At 67.0% G+C, this 16,063-nt stretch carries 16 protein-coding genes; 9 read left to right on the top strand and 7 right to left on the bottom strand.

Features of this window, described 5'->3' with window-relative positions:
* Positions 1-4: 4 nt before the first annotated feature.
* A complete protein-coding gene (locus tag ACQR1E_RS06675) occupies positions 5-1,162 on the bottom strand; it encodes an HlyD family secretion protein (RefSeq protein ID WP_315715163.1) in 1,158 nt (385 codons plus the stop codon).
* Entirely contained in the window at positions 1,155-1,634 is a 480-nt protein-coding gene (locus tag ACQR1E_RS06670) for a MarR family winged helix-turn-helix transcriptional regulator (RefSeq protein ID WP_315715164.1), read from the bottom strand. The genes ACQR1E_RS06675 and ACQR1E_RS06670 overlap by 8 nt, the downstream gene beginning before the upstream one ends.
* A gap of 173 nt (positions 1,635-1,807) precedes the next feature.
* On the opposite strand from ACQR1E_RS06670, the gene ACQR1E_RS06665 reads away from it, so the two are divergent.
* The 4 genes from ACQR1E_RS06665 (at position 1,808) to ACQR1E_RS06650 (ending at position 5,753) form a co-directional block, all read left to right on the top strand.
* Positions 1,808-2,299, top strand: coding sequence for a Fur family transcriptional regulator (locus tag ACQR1E_RS06665; protein ID WP_315751916.1), 492 nt, complete (start codon positions 1,808-1,810; stop codon positions 2,297-2,299).
* A 194-nt stretch (positions 2,300-2,493) separates the two neighbouring features.
* Positions 2,494-3,447 carry a DMT family transporter gene (locus tag ACQR1E_RS06660; RefSeq protein WP_434896837.1) on the top strand — a complete coding sequence of 318 codons (954 nt, stop codon included), beginning with the start codon at positions 2,494-2,496 and terminating at the stop codon, positions 3,445-3,447.
* A gap of 13 nt (positions 3,448-3,460) precedes the next feature.
* Positions 3,461-4,762, top strand: a complete 1,302-nt coding sequence (ispG, locus tag ACQR1E_RS06655) for a flavodoxin-dependent (E)-4-hydroxy-3-methylbut-2-enyl-diphosphate synthase (protein WP_315825549.1) — start codon at positions 3,461-3,463, stop codon at positions 4,760-4,762.
* 478 nt (positions 4,763-5,240) lie between these two features.
* A complete protein-coding gene (locus tag ACQR1E_RS06650) occupies positions 5,241-5,753 on the top strand; it encodes a GNAT family N-acetyltransferase (RefSeq protein ID WP_316166276.1) in 513 nt (170 codons plus the stop codon).
* A 143-nt stretch (positions 5,754-5,896) separates the two neighbouring features.
* On the opposite strand, the gene ACQR1E_RS06645 is transcribed toward ACQR1E_RS06650, so the two are convergent.
* Both ACQR1E_RS06645 and ACQR1E_RS06640 read right to left on the bottom strand, forming a co-directional pair.
* The gene (locus tag ACQR1E_RS06645; RefSeq protein WP_434896836.1) at positions 5,897-7,504 is read right to left on the bottom strand and encodes a Na+/H+ antiporter; all 1,608 of its coding nucleotides are present in this window, start codon (positions 7,502-7,504) and stop codon (positions 5,897-5,899) included.
* Between the two features lie 30 nt (positions 7,505-7,534).
* Positions 7,535-7,909 carry a nuclear transport factor 2 family protein gene (locus tag ACQR1E_RS06640; RefSeq protein WP_315756871.1) on the bottom strand — a complete coding sequence of 125 codons (375 nt, stop codon included), beginning with the start codon at positions 7,907-7,909 and terminating at the stop codon, positions 7,535-7,537.
* Positions 7,910-8,128: 219 nt separating this feature from the next.
* On the opposite strand from ACQR1E_RS06640, the gene ACQR1E_RS06635 reads away from it, so the two are divergent.
* Complete coding sequence (locus ACQR1E_RS06635) at positions 8,129-10,024, top strand: caspase family protein (protein WP_434896835.1); 1,896 nt, start codon at positions 8,129-8,131, stop codon at positions 10,022-10,024.
* On the opposite strand, the gene ACQR1E_RS06630 is transcribed toward ACQR1E_RS06635, so the two are convergent.
* Both ACQR1E_RS06630 and ACQR1E_RS06625 read right to left on the bottom strand, forming a co-directional pair.
* The gene (locus ACQR1E_RS06630) at positions 10,025-10,717 is read right to left on the bottom strand and encodes a DUF1345 domain-containing protein (RefSeq protein WP_316193271.1); all 693 of its coding nucleotides are present in this window, start codon (positions 10,715-10,717) and stop codon (positions 10,025-10,027) included. It lies immediately after the preceding gene.
* 9 nt (positions 10,718-10,726) lie between these two features.
* Positions 10,727-11,650, bottom strand: coding sequence for a polyprenyl synthetase family protein (locus tag ACQR1E_RS06625; protein ID WP_315751923.1), 924 nt, complete (start codon positions 11,648-11,650; stop codon positions 10,727-10,729).
* Positions 11,651-11,835: 185 nt separating this feature from the next.
* Here ACQR1E_RS06625 and ACQR1E_RS06620 point away from each other — a divergent pair, with 185 nt between their 5' ends.
* The 3 genes from ACQR1E_RS06620 to ACQR1E_RS06610 all read left to right on the top strand — a co-directional run bounded on the left by ACQR1E_RS06620 (position 11,836) and on the right by ACQR1E_RS06610 (position 13,772).
* Positions 11,836-12,507: a transglycosylase domain-containing protein gene (locus ACQR1E_RS06620; protein WP_315751924.1), complete on the top strand. Its 672-nt coding sequence runs from the start codon at positions 11,836-11,838 to the stop codon at positions 12,505-12,507.
* 168 nt (positions 12,508-12,675) lie between these two features.
* Positions 12,676-12,858 carry a 50S ribosomal protein L32 gene (gene rpmF / locus ACQR1E_RS06615; RefSeq protein ID WP_006610266.1) on the top strand — a complete coding sequence of 61 codons (183 nt, stop codon included), beginning with the start codon at positions 12,676-12,678 and terminating at the stop codon, positions 12,856-12,858.
* A gap of 188 nt (positions 12,859-13,046) precedes the next feature.
* The gene (locus ACQR1E_RS06610; protein WP_316191468.1) at positions 13,047-13,772 is read left to right on the top strand and encodes a hypothetical protein; all 726 of its coding nucleotides are present in this window, start codon (positions 13,047-13,049) and stop codon (positions 13,770-13,772) included.
* A gap of 18 nt (positions 13,773-13,790) precedes the next feature.
* On the opposite strand, the gene ACQR1E_RS06605 is transcribed toward ACQR1E_RS06610, so the two are convergent.
* Positions 13,791-14,012, bottom strand: coding sequence for a hypothetical protein (locus ACQR1E_RS06605; RefSeq protein ID WP_315715175.1), 222 nt, complete (start codon positions 14,010-14,012; stop codon positions 13,791-13,793).
* Between the two features lie 367 nt (positions 14,013-14,379).
* On the opposite strand from ACQR1E_RS06605, the gene ACQR1E_RS06600 reads away from it, so the two are divergent.
* A complete protein-coding gene (locus ACQR1E_RS06600) occupies positions 14,380-16,047 on the top strand; it encodes an EAL domain-containing protein (RefSeq protein WP_315825820.1) in 1,668 nt (555 codons plus the stop codon).
* Positions 16,048-16,063 lie beyond the last annotated feature (16 nt).

Raw genomic sequence — 16,063 nt, 5'->3', positions numbered from 1 at the left:
GACGCTACTCGTCCTTGTCCGCCGCGTGCGCCGATCCGAACAGCCCGGCCAGCGTGCGCTCGTGGCCGGTATCGATCGACACGTTGACGCTCATGCCGGCCTTGAGCTTCGCGACGAATCTGTCGGCCTTGTCGAAATAGATCCGGACCGGCACGCGCTGCACGACCTTGACGAAATTGCCGCTCGCATTTTGCGGCGGCAGGATCGCGAACTGCGCGCCGGTGCCCGGCGACAGCGAGCCGACCGTGCCCTTGAAGCGGTGGTTGGGGAAGGCATCGACGTCGAGCTCGACCGGCTGGCCGACCGCGACATAGGTGAAGTCGCTCTCCTTCGGGTTGGCGTCGACCCAGGGATTGCTGATGTCGATCACCGAGAACACCGGCGTGCCCGCGGCCACGAAGCGGCCGAGCTGGATCTGGTCGACCTGGGTCGCGATGCCCGGCATCGGCGCGCGCAAGGTGGTGTGGTCGAGGTCGCGCTGCGCGTCGTCCAGCTTGGCCTTTGCCTGGACGTAAGGCGGGAACTGCTCCAGCGGCAGATCGGGATTGCCGAGCAGCTGCGTTTTCGCGTTCGACAGCTGCTGCTTGATGTACTGCGCCTGTGCGCCGGCGGTCACCAGCGCATTCGCGGCATTGTCGAGGTCGAGCTGCGAGCCGAAATTGCTCTTGGCGAGCGTCTGCTTGCGCTCGACGTCCTTCTGCTTCAGGTCGATGCCCTGCTGCGCGAGATCGAGCATCTGGCCGTAGATCTTGATGTTGGCGGTGAGGTTGTCATAGCTGATGCGCGCCTGCTCCAGGGCCGCCTTGGCCTGGTCGACCGCCAGGCGATAGGGCACGGGGTCGATCTCGAACAGCTCGTCGCCCTTCTGCACCTGCTGGCCTTCCTTGACGACGACCTTGACGATCTTGCCGGAGATGTCTGGGGTGATGAGCACCTTCTGGGCGCCGACATAGGCGTCGTCGGTCGTCACGTAGCGGCCGCCATTGAGATACAGCACGAGGCCGCCGATGGCGGCGACGAGCGGCAGCACGACCAGCAGCAGCGTGCGACGGTAGCGGCGCAGCAATCCGGGGCGCGCCGGCTTCGCGTCGGCGGCCGCGGGCGGCGCCGCATCCGGGCTGGCCTTCTGGTCGGGGGCGAGTTTCAGGGCGGGCTCAGCCATAGCGCTGCTCCTTTCGCTGCTCGTCGCACAGCGACTGCAGCGCGTTTCTCACGTTTTCCTTGATGGCTTCGAGATGGGTCATCAGCCGCTCGGCATCACCGGCGCTGATGCCCTGGAGGGCGGTGTCGGTCAGATCGCCGCGCAGCACCGCGAGCTTCGCGAGCAGCGGGCGCGCGGCCTTCTTCAGATAGAGCCGGTTGACGCGACGGTCGCTGTCGTCGCCGCGCCGCTCGATCAGCCCGGCCTCGGCGAGCTTGTCGATCAGCCGTGTCAGCGTGATCGGCTGCATCTCCATCTGCTCGGCGAGCTCGGACTGCTTCATCCCCTCGTAGCGCTCGACCTTCGCCAGCACGGCCCATTGCGCCCGGGTCATGCCGAAGCGCGCCGCCTCCTTGTCGGCATAGGCGCGCACCAGGCGCTGCAGCTCGCCGAGCGTAAACAGGAAGTTCACGTCCACCGACGTGCGGGTCATGGCTGATCTCGATTCCAAGAGGGGGAACTAAGCTTTGGCTGTAATGAGCCTCGGATATGATAAGCAAGCTTATGAATATTTGATGGCTCTGCCGAGCGCACCCGCCCCGCCGCAGATGCATGGCTCGGCCGCGGCCTTTGGCGAGACCGGCCCGAGATGCTAGATTGTCGGCAATGACCCTCGCAAAGCCCACCTTCCCGGCGCCGGACCACGACCATGGCCGCTGCGCGGCCGATGCCCTGGACCATGCCGAGCGCATCTGCGCCCAGCGCGGCCAGAAGTTCACGCCGCAGCGCCGCCAGGTGTTGGAGGCGCTGCTGTCGAGCCACCGGCCGCTCGGCGCCTACGAGATCATCGAGGAACTTGCCAAGGTCGCCGCGCGGCCGGCGCCGATCACAGTCTATCGCGCGCTCGAGTTCCTGATGGCGAACGGCCTGGTGCACCGCATCGAGAGCCGCAACGCCTTCCTCGCCTGCGCCCATGACCACGAGCAGACCGCGCTGGTGGCGTTCCTGATCTGCGAGAGCTGCGGCGCCGTCGGCGAGGTTCCGGCGGCGCCGATCGCGGAAAGCCTGAAGCTGGCCGCCGCGGCATCGGGCTTCACGCCGAAACTGTCGGTCGTCGAGATCACCGGGCTGTGCGCCCATTGCCAGAAGGCGGCGTGAGAACGCTCACTGCGGCCCAAGCTGTACACGTGTGAATGACCGTCGTATTCGAGTTTCTGCGCGAGACCGGTGCGCGCAGGGAGAGGCCAGCACCGCCGCTCTACGTCCGCATCATCTCCGACCGACCAAGACAAAGCTGACCACACCTTGATGGCGGTCCAAAAAACGAAACGCGCCAGGGAGCCAACGTCCTCGTGTCCGCAACGTCAACCTCATCCGCCGCGACCCGGCCGCTCGGCCTGGGCGCGATCGCCGTCATCCTCGTGCTGTGCCTGTCCTGGGCGTTCAACCAGATCGCCGTGAAGCTCGCGCTGCCTGAAATTCCGCCGCTGCTGCAGGCCACCTTCCGTTCGCTCGGTGCGCTGCCGGTGCTGCTGGTGTTCGCGCGGGTGCGCGGCGTGAAGATGTTCGAGCGCGACGGCACGCTGGGGCTCGGCCTGGTGGCAGGCCTGCTGTTCGGCTTGGAATTCGTGCTGATCTATCAGGGCCTGCTGCTGACCTCGGCGTCGCGCGCCATCGTGTTCCTGTATACCGCGCCGTTCTTCGTCGCGCTCGGCTCGTTCCGCTTCCTCGGCGAACGGATGGGGCCGGCGCAATGGGGCGGGCTGGCGCTCAGCTTCACCGGTGTGGCGCTGGCGATCGGCATTCCCCAGACCGATGTCGACGGCCGCGTGCTGCTCGGCGATCTCCTGGTGGTCGGCGGCGGCCTGCTCTGGGGCGTGACCACGGTGTTCGTCAAAGGCACGCGGCTGCGCTTCATCGCGCCCGAGCGGGCATTGGGGTACCAGGTGGCGGTCTCCGTCCCGATCATGGCCCTGGCGGCGCTCATTGCCGGGGAGCGGTTGACCCAGGTTCCCAGCCCGTTCGTGATCGGCCTGATGGCCTACCAGTCGATCTGGGTGGTCGGGACCACGTTCACGATCTGGTTCGCCCTGATCAAGGCCTACTCGGCCAGCAAATTGTCGGCATTTACCTTCATCACCCCTTTATTCGGGGTGGTGGCGAGCTATTTCATCCTGCATGACGCCCTGACGCTGGCCTTTGGCCTGGCTGCCGTGCTTGTGATCGTTGGGCTTTTTCTCGTAAACCGCCCGAACCGCGTGGTCCTGGCCGCGACTGATCCATTGCTGAATGTCACCAAAACCTGATATCCGAGCGCCCATGAACAAGCCCGAGATCCTGACCGAGAACACTTCAGCGTCCGATGTCGCCGGACCCGCTCCCCGGCATCGGACCACCCGCGTCATGGTCGGCAACGTCGCCGTCGGCGGCGGCGCCCCGATCGTGGTGCAGTCGATGACCAACACCGACACCGCCGACGTCGACCAGACGGTGGCCCAGGTTGCAGCGCTGGCGCGCGCCGGGTCCGAGATGGTCCGCATCACGGTCGACCGCGAGGAGGCCGCCGCGGCCGTCCCGCAGATCCGCGAGCAGCTCGACAAGCGCGGCATCACCACGCCCTTGATCGGCGACTTCCACTATATCGGCCACAAGCTGCTGACCGACTATCCGGCCTGCGCCGAGGCGCTGGCGAAATACCGCATCAATCCCGGCAATGTCGGCTTCAAGGACAAGCGGGACACGCAATTCTCGACCATCATCGAGCTCGCCAACAAATACGGCAAGCCGGTCCGCATCGGCGCCAATTGGGGCTCGCTCGATCAGGAGCTGCTCAGCAAGCTGATGGACGAGAACGCGGCTTCCGCGAACCCGCGCGATGCGCGCGCGGTGATGCGCGAAGCCATGGTGCAGTCGGCATTGCTGTCGGCCGCCCGGGCCCAGGAGCTCGGCATGCCGAAGGACCGCATCATCCTGTCGGCCAAGGTCTCGGCCGTGCAGGACCTGATCGCGGTCTATCAGGACCTCGCCGCACGCTCCGACTACGCCATCCATCTCGGCCTCACCGAGGCCGGCATGGGCTCGAAGGGCATCGTCGCCTCCTCGGCGGCGCTCGGCATCCTGCTGCAGCAGGGCATCGGCGACACCATCCGCATCTCGCTGACCCCCGAGCCCGGCGGCGACCGCACCCTCGAAGTGCAGGTCGCGCAGGAGCTGTTGCAGACCATGGGCTTCCGCACCTTCGTGCCGCTGGTTGCGGCGTGCCCCGGCTGCGGCCGCACCACCTCGACCACGTTCCAGGAGCTGGCGCGCTCGATCCAGGACTTCATCCGCGAGGAGATGCCGGCCTGGAAGACGCAATATCCCGGCGTCGAGGCGCTCAACGTCGCCGTCATGGGCTGCATCGTCAACGGCCCCGGCGAATCCAAGCATGCCAATATCGGCATCTCCCTGCCCGGCACCGGCGAGGCCCCGGCCGCGCCGGTCTTCGTCGACGGCAAGAAGTTCCGCACCCTGCGCGGCCCCACCATCGCGGCCGACTTCAAGGCGCTCGTCATCGACTACATCGACCAGCGCTACGGCAGCGGCGCCAAGGCGCCGGAGAGCGTGACCGCGGCGGAGTAGGGCGGGCACGCTGGTCCCGGCTCAGCCAGCGGCGCCTCCTGTGCCGCTGGGTTGATCGCGCGGTTGCTTGCGGCGAGAAGGTCTGACCATTCGTTACTCCGTCACGCCCGGGCTTGTCCCGGGCATCCATGTCGTTCCGAGGATGCCGAGCGGCGTGGACGGCCGGGACGAGCCCGGCCATGACGATGTGGCAGCAGACGGGCGCACAACTCCGATCGTCATATGCGATCGCTCTGTCGCAGGCGAGGAGCTTGAGAAAGAGTCCTCGGCTAGATTTCATGTCCAATCGGCCTGCCGTGAGAGCGACAGTCGACCTGCAACCGACGGCTGCTTGTGCCGCGCGCCGCGGTCTGAAATTTTTGCATGCGGATCGGCTGCAACGCACGCCGTGATGTCGCGGTTGCCCCCATCAGAACGGCGCCGCCCCACTGCCGCCCGCATGATCAGCACCTTGAGGCCTGCTGAAGAGGACGCCTCGATGAATCTCGACATCCGCGAAATGGAACTTGCCGAGACCTCGCTGGTCATCGACTACTTCTATTCGTCGAGCATCGAGCAACTCGACCTGATGGGCATCGACCCGACGCGGATGCCGACCAGGCCGGTGTGGGCCGGACTCTTCCAGACCCTGTACGAGACGCCGTTGGCTGAGCGCGCGGCGCTGCTGGTGATCTGGCGGCTCGACGGCCGCGCCATCGGCTTTTCCAGCTGCGACCGCATCGTCTACGGCAACCGCGCCCACATGCATCTGCATATTACCGAGCCCGAGCTGCGCAGCCGCGGCCTCGGCACCGCATGCGTCCGCCGCAGCATCGATTTCTATTTCGAGAGGTTGCGGCTCAAGCAGCTGTTCTGCGAGCCGCACGCCTACAACACCGCCCCCAACCGTGCGCTGCAGAAGGCCGGCTTCCGTTACTTGAAGACCTACAAGACCGTGCCTGGTCCGATGAACTACCATCAGGCCGTGACGCGCTGGATGATCGAGCGGTGACGTGAGGCTCCCCTCCACGTCATTGCGAGCGCAGCGAAGCAATCCAGGGCCGCGCAAGGATTTCTGGATTGCTTCGCTGCGCTCGCAATGACGGCGTTTGCCGCAACATCGCGTCCTACAACCGCGTGACCAGCTCTCAGCTCCTACAGCGGCAACTCACCATACGAGCGATTGGCGAGGCTCGCTTCCTCCAGATCGAGATCGCGCTCGATGCGGCGGCGGGTCTCGTCGGTGATCTTGCCGTCGCGCAGCATCACGTGGATGAATTTGCGTTCTGCCGTGATCAGCTCGCGGGTCAGCTCGATGCCGAGCGCGGATGCGTCGTTGTCCTCGGGCTTCAGACCTTCCGGGAGCTGGTTGGTCCGGACCTTGTGGCGCGCCCGTAGCAGCCGCACCACCTCGTCCGACAGCTCGCGATCGCTGGTCATCGTCTCCAGCGACCGCAAGGCGCTGTCGAGCGCCTCGCGCCGGGCCGCGATCTCCTGCTCATGCTCGCGCTGATGCTCGGCGCGACCCTGGTTGCCGACCCCGAGCCAGCGCACGACGGCCGGCAGGGTCAGGCCGAGGCCGATCAGGGTGAAGAAGATCACGCCGAAGGCGATGAACAGGATCTGGTCGCGATAGGGAAACGCGTCGCCGGTCGACAGCGTCAGCGGAAGCGCCAGCGCGGTGGCGAGCGAGACCGTGCCGCGCACGCCGGTGAAGCCGATGATGAAGGTCTGCCGCCAGGGCGGCAAGGGATCGCGGGCTCGCAGCGACGAGCTCAGCAAACGCGGCAGGATAGTCGCCGGGAAGGTCCAGGCGAAGCGCGCGATCACGACGATGGCGAGCACCAGCGCGGTCGCGATCATGATGTCGTCGAGCGGAAAGACCTTCGACTTCTCGTAGATCAGCCGCATCTGGAAGCCGGTCAGCAGGAACAGCATGCCCTCGATGAGGTAGATCATCAGGTCCCAGAAGAAGATGCCCTGCAGGCGGGTCGCCGAGGAGATCCACAGCGGTCCGTTCCAGCTCATGTAGAGGCCGCAGGCCACCGTCGCGATCACGCCGGAGCCGCCGACATGCTCGGGGATCCAGAACGCCAGATACGGCGTCAGCACCGACAGGGTGATCTCGACCTGCGGGTCGCGGGCATAGTGACGGGCGCGCAGCATCAGCCAGCCGACGCCGATGCCGAACGCGATCTCGCCGACCACGATCAGGCCGAACTCGCCGGCCGCGACCGGAAAGGAGAAGGCGCCGGTGGTGATGGCGGCCACCGCGAAGCGATAGAGGATCAGCGCGGTCGCGTCATTGGCGAGGCCCTCGCCTTCGAGAATGACCATGACCCGGCGCGGCAGGTGCAGCCGGCGGGCGATGGCGAGCGGCGCCACGACGTCGGGCGGCGCCACGATGGCGCCGAGCAGGAAGCCGAGGCTCCAGGGCAGGCCGAGAAGATAGTGGGTCGCGGTGGCCACCATGGAGGCGGTGAAGATCACGCAGCCGACCGCGAGCAGCACGATCGGCCGCAGATTGCGCTTGAACTCGCGCCAGCTCATCGCGACGCTCGACGAATAGATCAGCGGCGGCAGCACTACCAGCAGCACGAGCTCGGGCGGCAGCGCGAACGCCGGCATGGTCGGCACGAAGGCGAGCGCGATGCCGGCGAGCATCAGGAGGATCGCCGGCGCCAGGTTGGCCCGCCGTGCAAGAAGTGCGGTTCCCGCCAACACGGCCAGCAGGATCAGGAATATCTGAAAGTGAGCTTCCATGGCTGGGGGCTTGGCGTCGTCGCGCCGGCGTCAATCCCGGAGGTCGTAGCGGTAGGACTTCGACACGATCTGCCAGCCGTCCTTCAGTTTCATCGCCACGAGATAGTCGGTGAAATAGCGCGGCGGCAGCTGGCAGCGCACCTTGATGAAGGCCGTCTTGTCGTCCGAACGATCGATGGTGACGATGAAGTCCTCGCGCGGCTTGCCCTCAGCCTTGGCCGATGGGCGCTTGCGCACCCAGGCCAGCCAGTCCGGCACGGTCAGGATCTTGAGCTCGCCATTCTCGACCCAGCGCAGGTCGGCGGTGGGGTGGAACACGGCACCGAGCTTGTCGGCGTCGCCCTCGTAGAGCGCATCGAAATAGCCCTGAACGACGGCCTCGACGGTGGAACGGTCTGTGCTCACGGCCAACTCCCTGGGAACCTGGACAAACAAGGATCGCATTCTCGATGCAAAACGGCGCTTGGCAAGGCATGAACTGGCGCCATTGCGCCAGCGACAGACTATAATGGCCGAGGCCAGGTCGATCGGGAATAAATCTGCGTGATCCCGGTCACAAGCCCAATGGGCTGCACTCTGATAGGCAGGTCCCAGCAGGTCTCCCAGCGGTATGGGGTAGGTACGATGTCTTGGTCACTTCGATTGGGCGGTTACATCCTGGCGGGAGCGCTGCTGCTGGTCGGCCACCCCGCGCTCGCCGACAAGCGGGTGGCGCTCGTCATCGGCAATTCCGCCTATCAGAACGTGCCGCAACTGACGAACCCCGCCAATGACGGCGCGGTGATGACGGCGACCTTCAAGAGCGCGGGCTTCGATGTCGTCGATTACCGGCGCGATCTGACCGCACGGGAGACCAGGCGGGCCTTGCGCGATTTCGCCGACGCCGCCCGCGATGCCGATATTGCGGTGGTCTACTACGCCGGCCACGGCATGGAGGTCGAAGGGGCGAACTATCTGATCCCGATCGACGCCCGGCTCGAGCGTGACACCGACGTTTATGACGAGACGCTGTCGCTCGACCGTATTCTGGTCGCCGTCGAGCCGGCGAAGAAGCTGCGCCTGGTCATTCTCGACGCCTGCCGCGACAACCCGTTCACGCGCAACATGCAGCGGACGGTGGCGACCCGCAGCCTCGGCCGCGGCCTCGCCAAGGTCGAGCCGACCAGCCCGAATACGCTGATCGCCTATTCCGCCAAGGCCGGCTCGACCGCGCAGGACGGCGACGGCAAGAACTCGCCGTTCACCCTGGCGCTGTCGCGGCACATCGCGACCCCCGGCCTCGACGTCCGCAAGGCGTTCGGCTTCGTCCGCGACGAGGTGCTGAAAGCGACCGCCAACCGCCAGGAGCCGTTCGTGTACGGCTCGCTCGGCGGCGAGGACGTGCCGCTGGTCCCTGGCGTGCCGCGCGTCGTCACGCAGATGCCGGTGACGCCGCCGCCGAGCCCGCAGGCCGACATCCGGCGCGATTACGAGCTCGCGATGCAGGTCGGCAACAAGGGCGCGCTGAACGCCTTCCTGGCGCAATATCCCGACGGATTCTACGCCAGCCTCGCCAAGTTGCAGCTCGACAAGCTCGCCGCCGAGGAGAATCGCGCCGCAGCTTCCGAAAAGGCCCGCGCCACTGAGGCCGAGCGGGCGCGGCTCGCCGCCGAGGGCGCGCGCAAGGAGACGCTCGCCAAGGCGGAGGCCGAGGCCAGGGCGGCGGAGCAGGCTCGGATTGTCGCTGAGAAGGCTAATCAGGTCGCGCAGCAGCAGGCGGCCGACGCCGAGAAGAAGCGCGGTGAGCAGCAGCTCGCTGCGGTCGACAATCCGCGGGCGGCGACCTCGCCCGGCGCGCCCACGCCCGCAGCACCGCAGCAGGGCCAGGTGGCCTCGCTCACCCCGGCCGCGCAGCCCGCCGATCTCGCCAAGTCGGTGCAGCTCGAGCTGCGCCGCGTCGGCTGCCTCACCGAGGATGCCGATGGCGACTGGGGCTCGGCCTCGCGCCGCTCGCTGTCGCAGTTCAACCGCTATGCCGGCACCAAGCTCGATACCCAGGCCGCCTCGGCCGATGCGCTGCAGGCGATCAAGCTCAAGCAGGCGCGCGTCTGCCCGCTGGTCTGCCAGCATGGCACCAAGCCGGACGGCGACCGCTGCGCCCGCATTGTTTGCGCCGAGGGTTCGTTCGTCAACGACGACAATGAATGCGAGAAGCGGCGCGACAGGAAGCCGGTCGCCAAGCGCGATGGCAGCGACGAAGATGTGCCGTCGCGCCGCCGCGCCCGTGCGGCGCCGGAGGCCGGCCTGCCGATGCCGGCTCCCGGTGCGGGCGTCGGGGTTGGGATCGGAGGTGGTGGCGGTCTCGGCGTCGGGACGGCCCCGGGCTACACCAAGCCGCAGACGCAAGCCGCCCGGCCGAAGTCGGGCGGGCAGATCTATTGCGACGCCTATCTGTGCCGCGCCGTCAGGCCCGGCTGCCGGCTGGAATATCGCGGCGGCGGCGGCCCGGCCAATAATGCCAGCGTCGAGGTGTGCAACTGATCAGGACGAGATTACGCTGGCGGCGATGTTGACCATCAGGGCGACCAGCGCGGTGTTGTAGACGAACGAGATGATGCCGTGCACGGTCGCGGTGCGGCGGATGATCTTGTCGGTGATGCCGACGTCGGAGACCTGGGCGGTCATGCCGATGATGAAGGAGAAGTAGACGAAGTCCCAGTAGTCGGCGTGCTCGTCCGTGTCGCCGCTCGGGAATTGCAGGCCGCCGGGCTTGGCGCCGCGGTAGTAGTCATGGGCGTAGTGCAGGGCGAAGGTCGCATGCACCGCGGCCCAGGACAGCGAGACGGTGAGCAGCGCCAGCGTCAGCGCCGGAGCGTCGCGCTTGGAAGCGCCGAGCTCGAGCACGATCGCAGCGATGCTGGCGAAGGCGCCGAGCGCCGTGACCAGCAGGATCACGAAACGGCCGTCGTCCTGCATGACCGCCTTGCGGCGGATGTGATGATGCTCGCTGCGCAGCATCATCGCCGCGACCAGCACGAGGTAGAGCGCGGTGAAGATGTCCCAGCTGATCAGGAGCCGCGTGATCAGGCGGAGTGCCGGTGGCAGCAGGAAGAACGCAACGATCGCGAGGCCCAGCGATATGAAGGTGCGCGGCCGCGCATAGATGACGCGCAGCGCAGCCGGCAGCCGCGTGAAGCGGGCGAGGTCCGGATCGTCGGGATGGACTCCGCCCAATGCCTCGCCTCAGCTCTTGCGTTCGGCGACGAAGTGCGCGGCGGCCCGCAGCACGTCGCCCTTGGCGCCGAAGACCGATAGCGCGGCATCGCCGCGGGCGAGCAGGTCGCGGACGCGCTGCCTGGCGCCCTCGACGCCGAGCTGGGTGACGAAGGTGGTCTTGCCGAGCTCGGCGTCGGCACCGGCTGGCTTGCCGAGGGTGGCGGCATCGCCCTCGACGTCGAGCAGGTCGTCGGCGATCTGGAAGGCTTCGCCGAGAGCGCGGCCGTAGTCGTCGAGCGCCTGGTACTCGGCCGCCGAGGCCTGGCCGAGCAGGGCGCCGGCGATGCAGCCGAAGCGGAGCAGGGCGCCGGTCTTCATCTGCTGGACGCGGGCGACGTCGACCGGGCCACTGTCGCCGAACCGGCCCTCGCCGGCGAGGTCGAGGATCTGGCCGCCGGCCATGCCGCCGACACCGGCGCAGCGGGCCAGCGCCCGGGTCAAAGCGAGGCGGACGCCGGCATCGGGATGGATCTCGTCGCGGGTGATGATGTCGAAGGCGATGGTCAGCAGTGCGTCGCCGGCCAGGATCGCGGTGGCGTCGTCATAGACCTTGTGCAGGGTCGGACGCCCGCGCCGCAGGTCGGAATTGTCCATCGCCGGCAGATCGTCGTGGATGAGCGAGTAGCAGTGGATGCATTCGAGCGCCGCGCCGGTCAGCAGCGCGCCCTTGCGCGGGACGCCGAACACGGCGGCGCTCTCGACCACCAGGAACGGGCGCAGCCGCTTGCCGCCGTTCAGGCTCGAATAGCGCATCGACTCGATCAGCCGCTTCGGCCTGATGATCTCGTCCGCCAGCGGCGCATCGCCGAGGAGCTCGCCGAGCAAGGCTTCGGTCTCTTCCGCGGTCTTGTCCAGGCGTTGGGTGAAGTCGGTGAGGGCCGTCGCAGTCATTTAACAAGAGCTCCAGGGGCAAAATTCGCCGGACAATCGTTGATGGCGGCGACTTCGTCAATTGCCGGAGCGGTGGCGGCTTTCGGCCGCAACGGCGGAAAAAAGCAGGAAACCACATCGAGATGTCGGATAATCCCGGCCAATTGTCCGCCCCCGCGGCGGCCCCAACCGAGCGACGCCTGCCCTTGCGTACCGTCAGAACCATCCTCGTGATCGCCGTGCTGGTGCTGCTCGTGCCCTATGCGCTGACGCCGTTCTATGCCGTGGGTCACCCCGTCTCGACCCTGATGCTGTGGCGGTCGGTGACGGGGCAGCCGGTGACGCGGCACTGGATCGACCTCTCGGCGATGTCGCCGTATTTGCCGCGCTCGGTGGTGGCCGCGGAGGATGCCAAATTCTGCAGCCATCACGGCATCGACTGGGGCGCGCTGCGCGAGGTCATGGACGATGCCGAGGACGGCGAGGTCTCGCGGGGCGGCTCGACCATCACCCAGCAGGTCGCCAAGAACCTGTTCCTGTGGCAGGGCCGCAGCTATGTTCGCAAGGCGCTGGAACTGCCGCTGGCGCTGTGGATCGACCTCGTCCTCGGCAAGCGGCGCATCCTCGAAATCTACCTCAACATCGCCGAGCTCGGTCCCAGCGGCCAATTCGGGGTGGAGGCGGGCGCCAATTACGCGTTCAACCGCTCGGCAGCTGGCTTAGGGCCGCGCGAGGCGGCGCTGATGGCCTCGATCCTGCCGAACCCCGTCCGGCGCAGCGCCCGGGCCCCGGGGCCGGGTGTGCGGCGGCTGTCGGCGACCTACATGGTGCGGGCCCAGGCCTCCAGCCTGCAGGCTTGCTGGGGGGAGCGGCGGTGAGGTCCGAGCGGGCGCAATTTTGGCCAAAAATGCCTCGGAGAGCCCTAGCCATGCCGCACCCCTTCCTCTATAAGCGCGGCCTTGATCGGCATCCGGGCTCGCCAGCTTCATGGCTGCAGCCGTCCTTTGCGGACGATGCCTTGCAAAAATACCCTAGAGGATACCGATATGGCCGTCCCCAGAAGAAAAACTTCGCCGTCGCGCCGCGGCATGCGCCGCTCGGCTGACGCCATCAAGAAGCCGACCTATGTCGAGGACAAGGATTCCGGCGAGCTGCGTCGTCCGCACCACCTGGACCTGAAGACCGGCATGTACAAGGGCCGCCAGGTCCTGAAGAAGAAAGACGCCTGATTGTCCGCGCGGGCCGCTTTCCAAGCTGCCCGAATTCGGCCATCGATGGGGTTGAAAGCGGTCCCGTGCGACGTGATTCGCCGGGACCGTTGCGTATCTATGTCGCGTGATCCCGTCTCGCTGTCATCATCTTCGCACCGATTGATTTTGCGCCGGGCCGCCGCCCGCGCCATCCAAGGCTTCAACCGATGTCCATGGTCGGTTTCCCGCTGCTGCTGATCCCGCTGGCGATCTACAACATGATCGTCTTCCTGATGCCGGGGGTCGCGTTCAGCGAGACGCTGCTGCGCCTTCAGCTTCCGTCCGGCGAGGTCTGGACGATCTCGCTCGGCGACATGCTGCTGGCCCTGGGCGTGCTGCTTCTGCTGCTCGAAATCATCAAGGCGGCGAAGCCAAACGGGAAATATCTGACCGATCATCTGCTGTCCCTGCTGGTCTTCGGCGGCGCCGCGGCGGAATTCGCGATGTGGCAGAAGTTCGGGAATTCGACTTTCCTGCTGCTGACCCTGCTGGCGATGGTCGATTTCTTCGGCGGAGTCTCGCTGCGCACCAAGCGCGCCGCCCGCTCAGTCGTCGCAGCTCCCGCTTCCATGCCGGCGCCGGCCGAAGCGACCGTGCCTGATCCGGAACCTCAGCCGATCGAGGAGCCGGCCAGAGAATCGGTCAAAGAACCGGCCAAGGCGGAGGTTGAGCCGGCGGAGGTTCAGAAGGCGGATGCTGCCGCGCCCGTCGTTGAAGAGCCGATCGATGCCGTGCCGGCTGCTGCTTCGGTCGCCGAGTCCGTGCTGCTCGACCGCTCGGTCCCCCGGCCGGCTCCCGCTCCGACGACCGGCTGGGTCGCGGAGGCAAAGGAGACCGAGACCGCCTCTCCGGGCGCTCCAGAGCCGCCCAAACCCGACGCGCCGAAGCCCTGAGGCGCAGGAGCGTGCCGCTCAGATCATTTCTCGGGTCCGGCCGCCGGCACGCGTGACCGGCTGAAGCCTCGCCGCATAGGCACTGTGGACGTCGGCAACCGCCGCGCGCCTGAGCGTGCGGGTTTGCGGCAGCTGCTCGGCGGTCGCGATCAGATGGGTCACGAAGCCGGCGTCGGGGCGTGCTGCGCGAACGATCCGCGCGCGAAGGTCATGGCTCGCATCGCTCGGCAGCAGCGTCACGGAGCGGGAGGTCTCCTCCGACCCATCCAGGCGATCGCCGTCCTGATCAATCGTTAACATTGTCCAACCACCGCCGGCGCGATTGTCGCGTTCTGGGACGCCGGAGCCTTTCGCTCCTCGATCTCGCAAGAGCAATGCCGTTCCAAGCGCTCTGGAGCGCTGCATGTTCCAAACATGGTTGACGCGTCTCGGACACGCGCTCGTCGCCTCGGCATGCTCTCCGTTAACCAGAGATGCGTAGTCTGATTCGCGAACTCGGCCGCCGCCGCTCGCGCGGATGCGCGCTGGCCGTTCCCAAATCAGCGCCGGTCCTGCCGGCCTGTGCCGAAACGAGGCGACCTTGACATCCGAATTGCCACAGACCGCGATGATCCTGGCGTCCCTGGGCCAAGCTGCCTTTGTCTGGGATCTGGCGAGCGACGTGATCGTCTGGAGCGATCACGTCGGGGCGGTGTTTGCCGACGTTCCGCTGCCGCAACTCTGCAACGGCGCCGAATTCAGCAAGCTCATCGAGCCGGACCGCAGCATCCGCTCCGAGATCCTGCACCAGGCGGCGCCGCTGCATGGCGCCGCCGGCACGCCGTACCGGATCGAATATGGCGTGCGCACCCACGCCGGTGCGCCATTGATCTGGGTCGAGGAGGCCGGCTGCTGGTTCGCCGGCCCCGATGGGCGGCCCTTGCGTGCCCAGGGCATCGTGCGGATCAACAACGAGCGCCACGCCCGCGAGGAGCAGCTGCTCAAGCTGTCACGGCACGATCCGCTGACCGGCGAGCTGAACCGAACGCATCTGCTGGCGACGCTTGCCGAGGTGATCGAGGAGTCGCAGCGGTTCCGCTTCTCCTGCGCCTTCATGCTGGTCGGCATCGATCATCTCGCGCGCATCAACGACGCCTTCGGCTTCGACGTCGCCGACGGCGTCGTGCTGGAGATCGCCCAGCGCATCCGGGGCCGGCTCCGCGGTGGCGACACGCTCGGGCGGTTCTCGGGCAACAAGTTCGGGCTGATCCTGAAGAACTGCACGATGGACGACATGACCACCGCGGCCGAGCGCTTTCTCGCGACCGTGCGCGACGAGGTGGTGCCGACCAAGTCAGGTCCGGTCGCCGTCACCGCGACGATCGGCGCCGTGAGCGTTCCCCGTCACGCCCGCTCGGTCGAGGAAGCGGTCAACCGCGCCCATGAGACGCTCGACGCCGCCAAGCGCCGCCGCATCGGATCGTTCTCGACCTGGCGGCCGAACGTGGAGCGCGACGCACAGCGCAAGGTCAACATCCGCGTCACCGACGAGATCGTGACCGCGCTCAATGAGCGGCGCATCGTCACAGCGTTCGAGCCCGTGGTGAATGCCAACACGCTTGCGCCCGCCTTCTATGAATGCCTGGTGCGGATGCGCCAGGATGACGGCCGGGCCTTGCTGGCGCCGGACGTCGTCCCAGTCGCCGAACGGCTCGGTTTGATCCGTCTGGTCGATCACCGCATTCTGGAGCTGGTGGTGGCGGAGCTCGCGAGCACGCCCGACGTCACCCTGAGCCTCAACATCTCGCCTGAGACCACCATGGATCCGGACTGGTGGGCCTCGATCGAGTCCATGATGCGCGCCCATCCTGGGGTCGCCGAACGGCTGATCGTCGAGATCACCGAGACGGTCGAGATCCAGGACGTCGACGATCTCCGCGGCTTCGTGACGCGGCTGAAAGATCTCGGCAGCCGAATCGCCATCGATGATTTCGGCGCCGGGCACACCTCGTTCCGCAATCTGCGCAAGCTCGGCGTCGACATCGTCAAGATCGACGGCGCCTTCGTGCAGAACCTCGTGCGCTCGGCTGACGACCGCGCCTTCGTGCAGACGCTGGTCGAGCTGGCGCGACGGCTGCAGATCAAGACGGTCGCGGAATGGGTGCAGGACGAGGCGTCGGTCGCGCTGCTGCGCGACTGGGGCTGCGATTACATCCAGGGCCGGGTGATTGGCCTCGCCTCGGTCGATCGGCCGTGGATCGGTAACGGCAGGGTGGAGCTGCCGGCGGCGGGTTGATCAGCCGCCGGCCCTT

Origin of the sequence: Bradyrhizobium sp. HKCCYLRH1030, assembly GCF_051168395.1 — a bacterium.
Taxonomy (GTDB): Bacteria; Pseudomonadota; Alphaproteobacteria; order Rhizobiales; family Xanthobacteraceae; genus Bradyrhizobium.
The sequence above is the reverse complement of the archived record's forward strand: the minus strand, read 5'-3'. Positions and strand labels throughout refer to the sequence as shown.